Source organism: Yoonia sp. R2-816 (assembly GCF_046762905.1).
Taxonomy (GTDB): domain Bacteria; phylum Pseudomonadota; class Alphaproteobacteria; order Rhodobacterales; family Rhodobacteraceae; genus Yoonia.
In genome coordinates, this window is the sequence record NZ_JBKQXN010000346.1 from 19,196 (window position 1) to 35,519 (window position 16,324).

The 16,324-nt window shown below is 61.0% G+C and carries 13 protein-coding genes; 8 read left to right on the forward strand and 5 right to left on the reverse strand.

Annotated elements, in window-relative coordinates; all coding sequences use genetic code 11:
* Nucleotides 1–6 precede the first annotated feature (6 nt).
* Nucleotides 7–1,299: an O-acetylhomoserine aminocarboxypropyltransferase/cysteine synthase family protein gene (locus ACFWW2_RS25655; protein WP_393933328.1), complete on the forward strand. Its 1,293-nt coding sequence runs from the start codon at nucleotides 7–9 to the stop codon at nucleotides 1,297–1,299.
* 134 nt (nucleotides 1,300–1,433) lie between these two features.
* Nucleotides 1,434–4,574 carry a hypothetical protein gene (locus tag ACFWW2_RS25660; RefSeq protein WP_393933330.1) on the forward strand — a complete coding sequence of 1,047 codons (3,141 nt, stop codon included), beginning with the start codon at nucleotides 1,434–1,436 and terminating at the stop codon, nucleotides 4,572–4,574.
* Here ACFWW2_RS25660 and hppD read toward each other — a convergent pair.
* Nucleotides 4,571–5,665 carry a 4-hydroxyphenylpyruvate dioxygenase gene (gene hppD / locus ACFWW2_RS25665; protein WP_393933332.1) on the reverse strand — a complete coding sequence of 365 codons (1,095 nt, stop codon included), beginning with the start codon at nucleotides 5,663–5,665 and terminating at the stop codon, nucleotides 4,571–4,573. The two genes, ACFWW2_RS25660 and hppD, sit on opposite strands and share 4 nt — an antisense overlap.
* A gap of 132 nt (nucleotides 5,666–5,797) precedes the next feature.
* Here hppD and ACFWW2_RS25670 point away from each other — a divergent pair, with 132 nt between their 5' ends.
* The gene (locus ACFWW2_RS25670; protein ID WP_393933334.1) at nucleotides 5,798–6,256 is read left to right on the forward strand and encodes an Lrp/AsnC family transcriptional regulator; all 459 of its coding nucleotides are present in this window, start codon (nucleotides 5,798–5,800) and stop codon (nucleotides 6,254–6,256) included.
* Here ACFWW2_RS25670 and ACFWW2_RS25675 read toward each other — a convergent pair.
* A complete protein-coding gene (locus ACFWW2_RS25675; RefSeq protein ID WP_393933336.1) occupies nucleotides 6,253–7,443 on the reverse strand; it encodes an MFS transporter in 1,191 nt (396 codons plus the stop codon). The genes ACFWW2_RS25670 and ACFWW2_RS25675 overlap by 4 nt on opposite strands.
* A gap of 118 nt (nucleotides 7,444–7,561) precedes the next feature.
* Between ACFWW2_RS25675 and ACFWW2_RS25680 the strand changes: the two genes are divergently transcribed.
* Nucleotides 7,562–9,436 carry a monovalent cation:proton antiporter-2 (CPA2) family protein gene (locus tag ACFWW2_RS25680; RefSeq protein ID WP_393933387.1) on the forward strand — a complete coding sequence of 625 codons (1,875 nt, stop codon included), beginning with the start codon at nucleotides 7,562–7,564 and terminating at the stop codon, nucleotides 9,434–9,436.
* Between the two features lie 2 nt (nucleotides 9,437–9,438).
* Here ACFWW2_RS25680 and cobT read toward each other — a convergent pair whose 3' ends face one another.
* Nucleotides 9,439–10,449 carry a nicotinate-nucleotide--dimethylbenzimidazole phosphoribosyltransferase gene (gene cobT / locus ACFWW2_RS25685; RefSeq protein ID WP_393933338.1) on the reverse strand — a complete coding sequence of 337 codons (1,011 nt, stop codon included), beginning with the start codon at nucleotides 10,447–10,449 and terminating at the stop codon, nucleotides 9,439–9,441.
* Nucleotides 10,450–10,526: 77 nt separating this feature from the next.
* Between cobT and cobS the strand changes: the two genes are divergently transcribed.
* Nucleotides 10,527–11,291 carry an adenosylcobinamide-GDP ribazoletransferase gene (cobS, locus tag ACFWW2_RS25690; protein WP_393933340.1) on the forward strand — a complete coding sequence of 255 codons (765 nt, stop codon included), beginning with the start codon at nucleotides 10,527–10,529 and terminating at the stop codon, nucleotides 11,289–11,291.
* Here cobS and ACFWW2_RS25695 read toward each other — a convergent pair.
* On the reverse strand, nucleotides 11,281–11,967 hold the full coding sequence (locus tag ACFWW2_RS25695) for an FG-GAP repeat domain-containing protein (protein WP_393933342.1): 687 nt from the start codon (nucleotides 11,965–11,967) through the stop codon (nucleotides 11,281–11,283). The two genes, cobS and ACFWW2_RS25695, sit on opposite strands and share 11 nt — an antisense overlap.
* A gap of 146 nt (nucleotides 11,968–12,113) precedes the next feature.
* Nucleotides 12,114–12,437, reverse strand: a complete 324-nt coding sequence (locus ACFWW2_RS25700) for a 2Fe-2S iron-sulfur cluster-binding protein (protein WP_393933344.1) — start codon at nucleotides 12,435–12,437, stop codon at nucleotides 12,114–12,116.
* Nucleotides 12,438–12,762: 325 nt separating this feature from the next.
* Between ACFWW2_RS25700 and ACFWW2_RS25705 the strand changes: the two genes are divergently transcribed.
* The 3 genes from ACFWW2_RS25705 to ACFWW2_RS25715 are packed head-to-tail and all read left to right on the forward strand — an operon-like array spanning nucleotide 12,763 to nucleotide 16,307.
* A complete protein-coding gene (locus ACFWW2_RS25705) occupies nucleotides 12,763–13,764 on the forward strand; it encodes a TAXI family TRAP transporter solute-binding subunit (protein WP_393933346.1) in 1,002 nt (333 codons plus the stop codon).
* Nucleotides 13,765–13,821: 57 nt separating this feature from the next.
* Nucleotides 13,822–15,915, forward strand: a complete 2,094-nt coding sequence (locus ACFWW2_RS25710) for a TRAP transporter permease (RefSeq protein WP_393933348.1) — start codon at nucleotides 13,822–13,824, stop codon at nucleotides 15,913–15,915.
* Between the two features lie 11 nt (nucleotides 15,916–15,926).
* Complete coding sequence (locus ACFWW2_RS25715; RefSeq protein WP_393933350.1) at nucleotides 15,927–16,307, forward strand: GFA family protein; 381 nt, start codon at nucleotides 15,927–15,929, stop codon at nucleotides 16,305–16,307.
* Nucleotides 16,308–16,324 lie beyond the last annotated feature (17 nt).

Consider the following 16,324-nt stretch of genomic DNA (forward strand, 5'->3'; position numbering starts at 1 on the left):
CCACCAATGACTGACGGCCCGACATACGGCTTTGACACTTTGCAGATCCATGCGGGCGCCCGCCCTGATCCCGCGACAGGGGCACGGCAGGTCCCGATTTATCAGACGACGGCGTATGTGTTTCGCGATGCCGATCACGCTGCTGCTTTGTTCAATCTGCAGGAGGTCGGCTATATCTATTCCCGCCTGACAAATCCCACGGTCGCTGCATTGCAGGAGCGCATCGCCACGCTGGAGGGTGGTGTTGGTGCTGTCTGCTGTTCGTCGGGTCACGCGGCCCAGATCATGGCCCTGTTTCCGCTGATGGGTCCGGGGATGAATGTTGTCGCCTCGAGCCGGTTATATGGCGGCACAGTCACCCAGTTTTCCCAGACCATCAAGCGCTTTGGCTGGTCCGCGAAATTTGTGGATTTCGACGATCATGAGGCGGTCAAGGCCGCCATTGATGACAACACCCGCGCGGTGTTCTGCGAGGCGATTGCCAATCCGGGCGGGCATATCACTGATCTGGATGCGATCTCGGCTATATCGGATGCGGCGGGTGTGCCTTTGATTGTCGATAATACGTCGGCCACCCCGTATCTGTGCCGCCCGATTGAGCATGGGGCGACACTGGTGGTGCATTCGACGACCAAGTATCTGACCGGGAATGGGACGGTGACCGGCGGTTGCGTTGTCGATAGCGGCAAGTTTGACTGGGCCGCGAATGACAAGTTCCCGTCGCTCAGCCAGCCGGAACCGGCTTATCACGGGTTGAAATTTGCTGAGACCTTTGGCCCGCTGGCGTTTACTTTTCATGGCATCGCCATTGGTTTGCGCGATCTGGGCATGACGATGAACCCGCAGGCCGCCCATTACACGCTGATGGGTATCGAGACCCTGTCGCTGCGCATGGATCGCCATGTGGAAAATGCGATGAAGATCGCCAAATGGCTGGAGGATGATCCGCGCACCGACTACGTGACCTATGCGGGGCTGGACAGTTCCCCCTATGCCAAGCTGGTCCCCAAGATCTGCCCGAAAGGCGCTGGCGCCCTGTTTACGGTGGCCGTGAAGGGCGGTTATGACGCCTGCGTGAAGCTGGTCGATAGTCTGGAGATATTCAGCCACGTGGCCAATCTGGGTGATACGCGCAGCCTGATAATTCATTCCGCCAGCACCACCCACCGCCAGCTGACCGCCGAGCAGCAGGAAGCTGCGGGGGCCGGTCCGGGGATTGTCCGTCTGTCCATCGGGATCGAGGACGCTGACGATCTGATTGCCGATCTGGATCAGGCGCTGGCCAAGGCCACTGCCTGACGTCGCGCCCTGATCAAAATGGCAGGCCCGTTCGGGCCTGCCAAACCCTTGGCGTTGGCGGGTTTCTGCTATAATGTTAACCCGCGCAGGCGAAACGCGTTTTGCCCGCAACAACAAAATGCTAGACCCGTCACATGACCACCAATTTCGCTTTGTCCCTTTCATTCGAAGGTATTCAACTGTTGCATCGGGTGACAGGCGGCTGGCGGGTCGTGGGCGATGCGGATGTCGAAGACCCCAATCTGGATGCGGTTCTGGCCGATCTGCGCCAGAAGGCGCTGGCGCTGGAACCCGGCGGATTGCGCACCAAGATCGTGATCCCGCTGGATCAGATCAAATACCTGGCTCTGGACACAACGCAGACCACGCAGGATCACATCAACGCCGCCCTTGATGGCGCAACGCCGTACGATCTGGACGAGTTGGTTATTGATTGTGAGCGCCGTGGTGGCCGCACCCATATCGCGGCTGTCGCCCGCGAGACCCTGGATGAAGCCGAGGCCTTTGCCCGCGCCCACAAGTTCAACCCTGTCGCCTTTGTCGCCATTCCGGAACCGTTCACTTTTCAAAGCGAGGTGTTTTTCGGCCCCACCGCAATGATGCCAGAGGTGCTGGGCCCTGACGGTGCGGTCGAACGTGACATCCTGCCGATCATGGTCGTGGGCACCCGCATCAAATCGCGCCTGCTGATCTTTGATATCCCTGAGGAGGAATTGCCCCCTTCAGACGGTGCCGATCTGGCCGCCTTGCTGGCCCCCCATGTTGAGGAGGCTGATGCCCCGGCTGAGACACCAAAGCCCGAAGTTGCGGAAGCGGTGTCTGTTGAAGCTGCGCCGGATCAGCCGGAGGCCGAGCCCGAGATAGAGGCTGCATCGCCCGAAAAGGGGCCATCCGAGAAGGCACCGGCGGAGCCGGTTGTTGAAGAGAAGGACGTTCTTGTTCTATCGGATGCGATTGATGAACCGGAGGTGCCGGAGGAGGACGCAGCAGCCCCTGCCACTGAAACAGCCCCCAGCGTTCCAGACGCCGACGCGACGACGGCGGAATCGGAAGAGAATGCGCCGGACGGCCCTGCCGATGTGACCGCAGATCCGGTTTCTGACGTCGCTGCGGTGGATCAGGAGCCCGTTGAAGCAGACCCGGCGGATGAGGCTGCGGTGGCCGAAACGCCGCCTTCGGAAAATGTTGATGATGCGCCTGCAGACAGTGAAACCGATACGCCAGAGGCGGAGCCGGATCTGTTCAGCAGCCTGACGGATGTTGAAGCGGCTGAGCCGGTCAAAGACACCGCTGCGCCGAAGGAAGAGACATCGGAAGACGACGCAGTCGCGACTGACACGCCAACATCCGAGACACCGGTCGAGGACACACCAGAGGTCGAAAAAGATGCCCCCGAGGTGGCGGCGACCGAAACTGTAACGCCGCCTGCCGCTGAACCGGCAAAAGCCAAGCAGCCGGTGCTGCGCGATCCGACCTATCCGATGCCGGTCGATCCGATCATTGCCGAATATCATACCGCCCGGCCCAAATATAAGCGCCGCGCCCGGCGACGCGTTGTGGGGTCGATCACGGCGGTGGCCCCTGCCGCCGATGCGGCAGCCCTTGTTCCGCCGCCCAAGACCTCAAAAACGCCGGTGGCCCCGGCGCGTCCGGTGGCAGCCGCCAATAACGCGCCGCCGAAAAAACTGTTGGTGGGTACGGCCATCGCAGCCAGCTTTGCCGTGGCCGGGTTGTTGGCCTGGTGGCAGCTGGGTGCTGATCCGGTCGATGCGCCTGCTGAAATGCAGGGTGAACCTGCCGCTGTGGTGGAAACGATTGACTCTGCCGTTCTTGATGCACCGGTAACCACCGCCGATAGTGCCACCCCGCTGTCGGATGAGGCGCCACGTGTCGGCACGATGGACGTGATGCGCCAGACCGTGCCGTCAACCGATCCGGCGAATGCAGCGGATATTGCGGCCTGGACTGGCTATGATCCAGCTGCACCAGTGACCGCCCCTGACATCGCAGAGCCGGATGCGCCATTAGCCGCGCTGCCACCGATGCCGGCACCTGCCGAACCGACCGAAGCCGCGCAGGCCGAAGTCGGTGCGCCGATCCTACGCGGTCGCGTCTTGAGCCCGGATGAGGCGGCCCGTATTTATGCCGCCACCGGCGTCTGGCAGCGCGCGCCCCGGATTGTGGATGTGCCGGATACGACCACGGCAGAGGGCATTATCTGGCCGGATGTGACCATTGCCCCCGGCAAGGTTGCGCAGCCCGTTACGCCTGATGCCAATGCGTTGCAGCCGGAACTGACCTTTGTCGCACCTGCCGATCCGCCGCCTCCTGATGCGACATTCGATCTGGATGAGAATGGCAATGTTCTGGCCACAGCCGAAGGGGCTGTCACACCGGAAGGGGCCGTGGTTTTTGCCGGGTTGCCCGATCTGAATGTGCGCACGCGCCCGACATTGACCGAGGATGATCTGGCCCGTATGGCGCTGCTGGCCCCGGCGGCTGAAGATGTGGTGATCGTGGCGGGCACACCGGATGTGATCCCACCCCTGCGCCCGGCCAACGCGGCATTGCCAGAGGTGGTTGAAGAAGATGCAGAACCGGCGCCATCGCCGGGCGGCGTGGGTCTGGCCGGATTACAGCCTGATGCGGAAGCTGCACCACTGGTCGAAACCCAAGAGGCCGCATTGGGGTCAACCACGCCGATTGGTCCGCGACCGCAGCCCCGGCCGTCAGGGCTGGTCCCGCCCCCGCCGCCTGCTGATCTACCCAGCAATCCTGACATCACATCCGTGATCGCTAGTATCGCAGAAGAAGCGGCTGCCGAACCGTTCATCGACATGACGCCCCGCGCGGTCAGCGCATCGCGCCGCCCTGATACACGCCCGCGTAACTTTGCTACTGTAGTGGCCAATGCGCGCCAGCAGGAAGCCAACCGGCAGGCCGCGGCCGCAGCAGCCCAGCAGCAGCAACCGCAACAGGCCGCACCCCAGCAAGCCTCGGCCCCTGTGAATATCCCGCGCAATACTGGCCCTGTCCCCGGCGGTGTCGCCCGGGCGGCCACGCAGGAAGAGGCGATTGGCCTGCGCGAGATCAATCTGATCGGTGTTTATGGCCGCCCCAATAACCGCCGCGCGCTGGTGCGCCTGCCCAATGGCAGTTTCGTGCGCGTCGAAATCGGCAGTTCGCTGGATGGCGGCCAGGTGACCGCCATCGGCGACAACGCATTGAACTATGTGAAGCGTGGCCGCACCTATGCGCTGCAGGTGCCGGGTTAACCGGCTTCCAGTACGCCACGTTCGATCTGGTCGGCCTCGATGCTTTCGAACAGCGCCTTGAAGTTGCCTTCGCCGAACCCGTCATCGCCCTTGCGCTGGATGAATTCGAAGAAGATCGGCCCGATGACCGTCTTGGAGAAGATCTGCAGCAGGATGCGGGTTTCGCCGCCGTCCACCACGCCTTCGCCGTCGATCAGGATGCCGTGCTTTTCCATGCGGTCGCGCGGTTCGTCGTGGCCAACAACCCTGTCGTAGCTCAGGTCGTAATAGCTGCTGGGCGGCTTGGGCATGAATTTGATACCACGCTCGGCGATCTCATCCGTTGCGTCGTAGAGGTCATGCGCCCCGACAGCGATGTGCTGGATGCCTTCGCCCTTGTACCGCTTGAGGTATTCGACGATCTGGCCGGTTTCGCCCCGGTCTTCGTTGATCGGGATACGGATGCGCCCGCAAGGCGATGTCAGCGCGCGTGACAGAAGGCCGGTGAACTTGCCTTCGATGTCAAAGAACCGGATTTCCCGGAAATTGAACAGATCGCCATAGAACGCGAACCATTTGTCCATGTTCCCCTTGTGGACGTTGTGGGTCAGGTGGTCGAGGTAGTGGAAGCCGACACCGATTGGGTGCGCATCTGCGACCCAGTTGAATTCGTCGTTATAGGGGTTGGCTTCGTAATACTGGTCGATGAAGTAGATCAGGCTGCCGCCGATGCCGACGATGGCAGGGACGTCCATGGTTTTGCCGTCGCCTTCATAGGGTGTGGCCCCTTTGCTGACAGCGTGGTCAAAGGCGTGCTGCGCGTCGACAACCCGCCAGCCCATCGCGGGGGCGCAAGGCCCGTGTTCCTCGACAAAGGTGCGGGCGTGGCTGTTCGGTTCGTTGTTGATGATGTAGGTGATGTCGCCTTGCTGCCAAAGTTCGATATCTTTGATCTTATGCGTGGCTGTGTGGGTGTAGCCCATCTTGCTGAAGAGATCGCGAAGCGTTTCGGGCTCCGGATGCGCGAATTCGACGAATTCGAAACCGTCAGTGCCTGCGGGATTTTCAGCGGTGATCGTAGCCTTGGGGGCGTCGTGTGGGAAAGGGCCCATGTGATATTCTCCTGTTCGCGTTTGATGCATTGTAACGCGTCGAGGGGGCCTATTTTGCGCATTCTAGTAGCTCGACAAGCAAATATGTGCGAGTGTGGCGCAAGTTAATAGAAATTTGCGCGTGGATGCCGCATGGAACTTGATCCGACCGACCTGAAATTGCTGGCAGCCCTGCAGCGCGATTCCACCCTAACGGCGCAAGATCTCGGTGAGACCCTGAACATGTCAGCCTCGCAAGCCGGGCGCCGCCGTCAGCGATTGGAGGCGGAGGGATACATTGCAGGCTACCGCGCCTATCTGAACCCTGAAAAGGTCGGGCTGACGGTGCAGGCCTTTATCCAGATTGTGATGGCCACGCATACCGAACAGAACGCGCGGGATTTCGTGCGCCTGACCCGGACCCGGCCCGAAATTGTGGGGGCCTGGACCCTGACCGGGGAAGCCGACTACCTGCTGCGGGTTTACTGCGCTGACCTGACAGCGCTGAACCTGCTGGTTCAGCAGGTCTTGCTGCCGCATCCGGCTGTCAGCCGGGTGCAAAGCCAGATCGTGATGGAGCGGGTCAAACCGGACGCGCCATTGCCAGTCTAGCCTTGATCGCGCAACGTCAACGCGCGGATCGCAGCCCCGCACATGACCAGCCCACCGGCAATGAAGGCCGCCCCAATCGAAAAAGTCGCCGCAATGGCCGCGCCGATGAACGGGGCGGTAAGCAGGGCAAAGGTGTTGATTGCTTCGCTGAGGGCCGTGATCCGACCGATCTGGTCGGGGCTGACAGCATCCTGGATGATGGTTCGGAAGGGCACGACCGACATAGCTGAGGCGATACCGAGGATGCCGAATAGAGCTATGTAAAGGATCACATGGAGAGGCGTGGATGTGACCTCTGACATGCCAAGGATCACGGTCATGGATGCGCCGATGGCGAAGCCGCCGGCAATCCAGACGAACGGTCTGAGCGCGCGATTGGTTGTCCCGAGCACCAGCGCCCCGGCGACACCACCTGCCCCGACGGCCGCAAGGCTCAGCCCCAGCACGGTTTGCGAAAACCCCAGATCACGGGTCAGCGGGGCGATCAGCGTGTCATAGAAGAACATGGCGAAATAGCCTGCGGCCATCATCAGCAAGGCCGCGCGGAGGACCGGTTTGCCGCGCACCGTCCGCATCCCGTCGCGGATGCTGTGCAGGATGTTTTCGTCGGGTGCAGCCCTCGTTACACCAATGGCAGGCAAGCGAAGGATCATCACCACCGCCAACAGCGACACCAGCGCATTGATCAGAAACACCATCTGCGGCGCGAGCCAGATCAGGAAGACGCCGCCCAGCGCCGGTGCCGCGATTTTGGAGGATTGGTTGATCGCATGGCTGAACCCGTTGGCCCGGTTGCGCTGGTCGGGTTCGGTCAGCGCCTGGATCGCGGCCTGTTTGGCGGGCGTGTAGAAGGTATCAACTGCGCTGCGGCAGAACACGAGGGCCAACAGAACCGGCCAGTCGGGGGCGAGGAACAGCGCCGCAGTCATGACCGCCCGGCCGAGGTTGCTGAGGATCAGCACCTGACGGGTCGCCATCCGGTCCACCAGCACCCCGGCGAACGGGCCGATCAGCAGGTAAGGCGCGCCCATGCTGACAGCCAGCAGGGCAAACACAAACGGCTCTGCTTGCCAGACATAGGCTAGCAGCGCCCCGATCGCCACGAAATCCAGCCAATCGGCAAAATCGGCGGGCAGCTGGGCCGCCAGCAGGCGGCGCAGGTCACGCGAAAGGGGGTTGGTGGGCATCAGCGGGCATTAACCAAATGGGGAGTAATATATGGCCATTGCATCACTGCCTCGCATGAAGCGCGGGCACACGCAATCGCGCGTTGCTTATGACATTGGAGGTTGCGATACGTCGCGTATGGAATCCTTTCTGCTTCAGGCCACGATCTATCTGGGTGCTGCGGTCATCGCAGTGCCACTGGCCGCACGTCTGGGGCTTGGGTCCGTGCTGGGCTATCTGCTGGCGGGGATCGTCATCGGCCCGCTGACAGGGCTGGTCGGGACAGAGGCGCAGGACATCCAGCATTTCGCCGAATTCGGCGTGGTGATGATGCTGTTCCTGATCGGGCTGGAACTGGAACCGCGCGCCTTGTGGGACATGCGCGACAGGTTGATCGGGCTGGGTGGTTTGCAGGTTGTCGTAACAACGGTCGCCATCATGGGTGGCTGTCTGCTGATGGGTTACAGCTGGACCATCTCCTTTGCGGTTGGCATGATTTTTGCATTATCTTCGACGGCTATCGTTTTGCAAACGCTCACAGAAAAGGGATTGATGCAAACCGGCGGCGGGCGGGCGACATTTTCCGTGCTGCTGACGCAGGACATTGCCGTGATCCCGATGCTGGCGGTTTTGCCGCTGCTGGCGGTTCCTGCGGTCATGCAGTTGGGCCCGGATGGATCGGTTCAGCGCGTTGATACACATCAAGACGACCATCATGGCGCGATGAGCCTTGTCGAGGGGTTGCCCGGTTGGGGTGTTACCCTTGTGACCCTCGGCGCGGTCATCGCCGTCATCCTGGCCGGGATTTATCTGATCCGCCCGGTGTTTCGCTATATCCACCATGCCCGCTTGCGTGAGATGTATACCGCCCTTGCCTTGCTGATGGTCGTGTCGATCGCCGTTTTGATGGGGATGGTCGGACTGTCGCCGGCTTTGGGCACGTTTCTGGCGGGTGTGGTTCTGGCCAACTCAGAATTCCGGCACGAATTGGAGAGCGACCTTGAACCGTTCAAGGGGCTGTTGTTGGGCCTGTTCTTTATCACCGTGGGTGCGGGCATTAACTTTTCCCTGCTCTTTGACGAGCCGGGTTACATCCTGACGCTGACCTTGAGCGTCATGCTGATCAAGGGTGTGATCCTTTATGCCCTGTCTCTGCTGTTCAAGGTGAAGGGCAAGGATCGCTGGTTGTTCACCCTTGGTCTGGCGCAGGCGGGGGAGTTCGGTTTTGTCCTGATCTCATTCTCGCTGCAGCAGGGGGTGCTGAGTCAGGGCCAATCCAACACCCTGCTTCTGGTGGTGGCTTTGTCGATGTTGATCACGCCCTTGCTGTTCATCGTCTACGATCAGCTGAGCCGTCGCATGGTTGATCACGAAGAGGCCGATGAGGATGAGGTGGACGAACAAGGCACCGTCATCATCGCGGGTATTGGTCGCTTTGGTCAGATTGTGAACCGCCTAGTGCAAAGTGCGGGGTTTTCGACGGTGGTGATCGACAGCAACCTGACCACCGTGCAGACCATGCGCAAATTCGGTTTTCGCGGCTTCTTTGGCGATCCGACCCGACCTGACCTGCTGAATGCTGCTGGCCTCGAAGACGCCAAGGTGCTGGTGGTGGCCATCGATAACAAGGAATCGGCGGTCAAGCTGGTGGCCTATGCTCGCAAGGCCCGCCCTGATCTGCATATCATCGCCCGCGCCCGTGACCGCGTGCATGTCTATGAGCTATACGATGCGGGTGCCAATGATATCGTTCGCGAGATGTTTGACAGTTCATTGCGTGCGGGCCGGTACGCGCTGGAAAATCTCGGCCTGACCGAGTTTGAAGCGGCAGAGGCGGAAGAGACATTCTACCACCATGACCGGACCGCCTTGCGCGAGCTGGCCGCCCTTTGGAAGCCGGGCGTGCCGGTGGCCGAAGTTCCCGAATATGTAAAACGATCCAAAGAGTTGAACACTGATCTTGAGACGGCGCTTGCCGCCCGTCAGCAAGCGGATGACAACAAGAAGAAGTAAGGTCAGCCGTCGCTGACCCCGGCCTCTGCGAATGTGGCCATGCCGGAATGGCAGGCGACCGCCCCTTTCAGGACGCCGATGGCCAGCGCCGCACCGGACCCTTCGCCTAGTCGCAGACCAAGGTTTAGCAGCGGCGCCTTGCCCAGCGCATCCAGCATTTTCTGATGCGCGCCTTCCGCGCTCAGATGCCCGGCGACCGTGTGGTCCAGTGCCCCGTCTTGTGTCTTGACCAGCACGGCGGCGGCGGCGGTGCAGATGAAACCGTCGAGGATCACCGGGATCCGGTGCTGCCGTGCCGCCGCGATGGCCCCGGCCATCGCCGCCAACTCGCGCCCGCCCAGACAGCGCAGCACCTCAAGCGGGTCGTCGGTGGCGTGCAGGGCGACACCTTGGGCCACCACTTCCGTCTTGTGCGCAAGCCCGGCGTCGTCCACCCCGGTGCCACGCCCGGTCCAGTCGGCCGCCTCGCCGCCCAAAATGGCGGTGGCGATGGCGGCGGCTGATGTCGTGTTGCCGATGCCCATTTCGCCAGTGACCAGTAGGTCGCTGTCAGGGTCAACCGCTGCCCAGCCGGTTTGCAGGGCGTCGATCACCTCTGCCTCTGTCATCGCGGGGCCTTGGGTGAAATCGGCAGTTGGTGTTTCCAACGACAGGGCACGAACATCCATTCTGGCCCCGAACGCCTTGGACAGTTGATTGATCGCGGCCCCGCCATGTTCGAAATTGGCCACCATCTGTGCTGTCACCTCTGCTGGAAAGGCGGACACACCCTGCGCGCAGACACCGTGATTGCCTGCAAAGATGATCACCTGCGGTGCTTTGATCTGTGGCTGCGGCGTGCCGCGCCAGCCTGCATACCAGATCGCCAGATCCTCCAGCCGGCCCAGCGCGCCCGGTGGTTTGGTCAACTGGCTGTTGCGATCCTGCGCACCTGCAGTGGCTACAGCATCGGGCGCGGGAGCCTGCGCCAGAACTGTGCGGAAGTCATCAAGGGTCGTGAAAGGTGCTGGCATCAGGTCCTCGTTGCGTAAATCCTGCGAACTGTCTAACGATCAGGACGGCGATGAAAAGGGCCACAAGGGGCATCCGCGTGAACAATCGCGACACATCACTAATGACCGTGGGCGACGTGGCAGCGGCGGTCGGATTGCTGACCCGCCTGCCCGTGCCTGTCGATACGGACCGGGCCATGGCGCGAGGTGCGCGGGCGGCATGGGCCTATCCTTTGGTGGGCGCGCTGATCGGGGCAATCATGGCGGCACTTGCCGCCCTGTTGCTCTGGCTGAACCTGCCTGCAGGGATCGTCGCCGCGCTGATATTGGCCTTATCGGTCATCCTGACAGGCGCTATGCATGAGGATGGGTTGGCCGATGCGGCTGATGGGCTGTGGGGGGGATGGGACAAACAGAAACGTCTGGAGATCATGAAGGACAGCCATATCGGTGTTTACGGCGTTGTGGCGATTGGGCTGGCGCTGTTGATCCGATGGCTGGCGCTGGCGGCAATTGTGCAAAGCGGGCTTTATTGGGGGGTCTTGATCGCTGTTGGCGCGCTGAGCCGGGCGGGGATGGTCGGTGTCATGTCCGGCCTGCCCCATGCGCGTGATACCGGGCTGAGCCATAGCGTGGGCCGTCCGGAGACGATGACGGGCGTTGTTGCCTTTGGTCTTGCCACAATCATCGCGGTGGTTTGTTTTGGCTTCGGACTGATTTTTCCCGCCTGTCTGGCCGCGCTGTTTTGCGGGCTGGTCGCAAAGGCCAAGATAGGTGGGCAGACCGGGGATATTCTGGGGGCCACGCAGCAGGTGACCGAAATGGTTCTGCTGGTGACGGTGGTCGGGCTGATCAGCAGCTAAGGGCGGCCTCGAACGACTGGCGACCCTCATGCGGTCCGACGATCCGGGCCTGCAACTGACCATCCACAAGCCGGGTCGCCATGATATTGGTCCAGTTGGCATCGGCCGTGATCATCTCGGGCCCCTGCCCGCAGTCGCGGATACCCCCGCTGATGTAATCCTCGCCGATCCGGTGATTGGTGAGGCCAGAGGCGGCGGTCACCTCCGTCAACTCACCATCCTTGAAGCGCCAGACCCGCAGCGTCTTGGCCAAGTGCGGACGGTCGATATAGGCGATTTCGATATAGCCATCGCCGTCAAGGTCAGCGGCCCCGATGGGGGCAAGCCAGCGGTTGCGTTGGCCGATATAAGGTGTCGCCGCAATGAGTCGCAATTCCACTTCATCCGGCACAGCCGCGTAGATCGCAAGCTGCGCCCCCTTCTGCACGTGGCTGCGCACCGCTATGATTTCGGCCTGATCATCACCGTTCAGGTCAGCAAGACGCGGTTGCGTATCTTCAAACACATGCGCGTCATCAAGTATCGCGTGTTTGTCGCCGCAACTGCTGATCACTTCGCCTCCCAAAACGGGCGTATAATATGCCGCCAGTCGACTGCCTTCGATGGCATCGCCCAACACACCATGAGCATAGCGATCCGTCGGCACTTCGTACCAGGCGGCTGTTATCCCTATCACATCACATGCGGGCCATTGCCCTGAACAGCCAGGCAAGCTGACATAACTTTCCACCCTGAAATCGGAAGAAATGTGCGGCGGTGACCGGCACGCAGAGACAGCCGCGGGCACCAGCAGTGCACAAAAGGCGATAAACCCCAAGCGCATCAAATCTGCTTTTCCGGCATCTGCACGCGCAGGCCGTCCAGATCGTCGGTCACCTTCAACTGGCAGGTCAGGCGCGATTTGGTCGTGTCGGGCTGATAGGCAAAGTCCAGCATGTCCTCTTCCATCGCGTCCTTGGCGGGCAGTTTGTCCACCCAGGCGTCATCGACATAGACATGGCATGTCGAACAGGCGCAGGCACCACCGCAGTCAGCCTCGATCCCCGGAATGCCATTATCGCGGGCTCCTTCCATGACGGTCAGGCCATTGGCGACCTCGACGACGTGTTCTTTGCCGCCATGTTCGACGTAAGTAATCTTGGCCATTTCGCTTGGTCCCTCGCACTGAAAATCCGTTCCATGGATTACTAATTCACCTGCAGAGGTTGGGCCAGCGCAAATGACCGTCGGGCTGTGCAAATTCAGTTGTGTTCGGTGGGGCGAGTCGCCGCATCGTCATGTTGGCGCTAGCAGTGTGCGGTTATCCGCACATCTTTTGCGAATCCTGCCCATTGACCGTGCAAATTAGCCAAATAAGTCAAATTGTTAACGCCGCGGACCCGATCCTGCTTGTCCTTCGGTCAGCATCGCGGTTTTGTTGTCTCGTCCGTCCGAAAAGGGCGACAACGTATATCCTGAGGGAGGAAACATTATGAAAATGTTCACAGCCGCTGTTGCGGCAGGTCTTGTGCTGGCAGCCCCTGTGGCACAGGCCGAAGAGGCCAGCTATATTCTGTCGACCGCATCAACGGGCGGTACCTATTATCCTGTCGGCGTGGCCCTGTCGACGCTGATCAAGGTCAAGCTGGAACCGTCACAGAAAATCGGCATGTCGGCCATCAGTTCTGCCGGATCAGGCGAAAACGTCCGTCTGATCCGCGAAGGCGAGGCGCAGTTTGCCATTTTGCAGGGTCTGTTCGGCTACTATGCTGCTACCGGCACCGGCCCATTGGAAGAGGCTGGCCCGCAGGAGCATCTGCGTTCGGTCACCATGCTGTGGCAGAATGTGGAACAGTTTGTCGTGGCCGCTGACGCCGCCCCTACCGGCACGATCGAGGATATGGTCGCGCTGAAGGGGGAAGGCATGGCGCTTGGTCGCCAGAACTCTGGCACGATCGGCTCCAACGCGACCATTCTGTCGGGCTTTGGCGTTGATATCGAAAACGACTATGAACTGGTTTTTGCAGGCTATGGCCCATCAGCCGAAGCCTTGCAGAACGGTCAGGTCAAGGGGATCGGGACACCAGCGGGCGTGCCTACCGGTGCTATCAGCCAGTTGATGGCCGCAGCCGGTGACAGCGTGACCATGCTGAACTTTACCGAAGAACAGGTGGCGCAGGCGGATGGCGGTCGTGGTCTTTGGACCCCCTACACCATTCCGGCAGGCACCTATCCCGGTCAGGACGCGGATATCAACACAATCGCCCAGCCGAATTTCCTGGCGACCCATGCTGATATCCCGGAAGAAAACGTCTATCAGATCACCAAGACGATCTATGAAAACCTGCCTTTCCTGCAGGCCATTCACCCGGCCACCAAGGCGATGGCGATCGAGCGGGCGATTGCCGGTCTGCCCGTGCCACTGCACCCTGGTGCGGTCCGCTATTATCAGGAAGTCGGGATCGAAATTCCTGACCGTCTGATCGCTGAATAACTGACCTTTCGGCCCGCGCATCCCGCGCGGGCCGAAACTGACCCCGAGGATTTGCCGATGTCCGACGAACGCCCCACCGACGGGGCGGTACAGCGCAGCTTTACCGGCCTGCCCGATACCGCATTGACCCTGTTATGTTTTCTGATCGCGGTCGGTCATATCTATGTGGCGTTCGACCCGTTCATTTCCGAGTTTCAGCGTAATGCCTATCACTTTGCCGGTTTTGCCTTTCTCGCGGCTGTGTTTCACCCGCTGGTGCGCGGTGCGACGCGCAGCCCGGCCCTGCTGGCCTTTGATCTGACGTTTGGCGTCGCGATTGCCGCTGCGGCCATCTACCTGCCCTATGCCGAACAGGGCATCTATGACCGGGGCGTGAAGTTTTCGACCGCCGACTGGATCGCAGCGGTTATCTGTGTCATCGGCGCGATCGAACTGACGCGCCGTCTGACCGGGCTCGTCATCCCGCTGCTGATCATTATTGCGCTTAGCTATGTGGGGTTCTGGGGCAAATATGTGGGCGGTGTGTTTTCGTTTCCCGGGCTCAGCTGGGAATCCATCGCGTTCCGGTCGATCTATGGCGATGACGCGATGTTCGGGACCATTGCCCGGATTTCATCGACCTTCGTCTTTCTTTTCATCATCTTCGGGGCCTTTCTGCTGCGGTCGGGCGCGGGGGATTTCGTGATCAATCTGGCCCGCGCCGTCGCGGGGCGCATGGTCGGTGGGCCGGGTATAGTGGCGGTTATCGCCTCTGGTCTGACTGGGACGATTTCGGGGTCCGCCGTGGCCAACACAGCCTCAACCGGCGTGATTACGATCCCCCTGATGAAAAAGGCGGGCTTCCCGCCGAAATTTGCCGGCGGGGTTGAGGCTGCATCGTCCACGGGCGGCCAGTTGATGCCGCCGATCATGGGGGCTGGCGCCTTTGTCATGGCGAGCTTTACCCAGATCCCCTACGAAAGAATCGTCGCCGTCGCGGCCCTGCCCGCCCTGCTTTATTTCCTGTCCGTCGTCTTTTTCGTCCGGATCGAGGCGCGCCGTCTGGGCCTGCCCCCGATGGAAAGCGATGGCGAGACATTTGGGTCGGCCTTTCGCAAGGGCGGGGCCAGTTTTGTCATCCCCATTGGCGGTTTGATCGCGATGCTGGTGTCGGGCTTTACCCCTGCTTATGCTGCCGTGTTCGGCATTCTGGCCGTCATTGCCTCCAGCTGGCTGACCCAGAACCCAATGGGCCCCAAGGCGGTGTTCGAGGCGATGGTCATGGGCACCAAAGGCATGATCATGACCGCTGTTCTGCTTTGCGCTGTTGGGCTTGTGGTGAACGTGATCGCCACGGCGGGGATCGGTAATACGTTCAGTTTGATGATCGCTGAATGGGCCGGGGGCAACCTGCTGATCGCGATCATCATGGTCGCGATTGCCAGTCTGGTGCTGGGCATGGGCCTGCCGGTGACGGCGGCCTATATCGTGCTGGCCACGCTATCGGCCCCTGCCCTTGCGGGCATGATCCAGGACCGGTTCGTGATCGACGCATTGGCAAGTGGCACGCTGGACCCAAGTGCCATGCCGATCCTGATGCTGGCCCTGCCGGACCCGTCGGTTCTGGCGGGACCTGTCAGTGCTGAAGATGCGACCGCCATCGTGCGTAGTCTACCGTTGGAGGTAGCAGCCCCGTTGCGGGATATGGTTGTTCCGGCCGAGGTCGCCGTCGCAGCGATCCTGTCAGCACATATGATCATTTTCTGGCTGAGCCAGGACAGTAACGTCACCCCACCCGTCGCGCTGGCGGCCTTTACCGCCGCGGCGATTGCCAAGGCCCCCGCCATGGCCACAGGTGTTGCCAGCTGGAAGCTGGCCAAGGGGCTATATATCGTGCCGATCATGATGGCCTATACCCCGTTCCTGTCCGGCGACTGGCCTGCCATGATCACGATTTTCGCCTTTGGCGTCGTGGGCATTTATGGGCTGGCCGGTGCACTACAGGGCTGTCTGGAGCGCCCGGTCGGGTTGTTGGAACGCCTGATCCTTGCCGTTGCCGGGGCCGCCTGTGTCTGGCCAACTGAAATCTGGATCAATCTTGTAGCCGCCTTCATTGTGCTAGGCTTGCTGGTGATCAATCTGCGCAAACCGGCGGTCGTCGCGACAGCTTAAGGAGGCCTTTCATGCATCGGGGAAGCTGTTTATGCGGTGCGGTGACATTTCAGGTCACCGGCGATCTGCCGCAACCATCGGCCTGCCATTGTGTTGCCTGCCGCAAGCATTCCGGCCATTTCGAGGCGTCAGTAGACATACCGGCAGATACGCTGACGATATCCGGTGAAGCGCATGTCAGATGGTACCAGTCATCCGAGAAAGTCCGGCGCGGGTTTTGTGACATCTGCGGGTCCACCCTGTTCTGGGACCCAGTGTTTCGCGATTGGACCGCCGTGGCCATGGGCGCGTTTGACACGCCGGCACAAACCAAGCTGGCGATGCATATCTTCGTGTCCGAGAAGGGCGATTATTATGATATCGCCGACGGGTTGCCGCAGAACGATCGTTAATGCGATGAAAAAGGGCG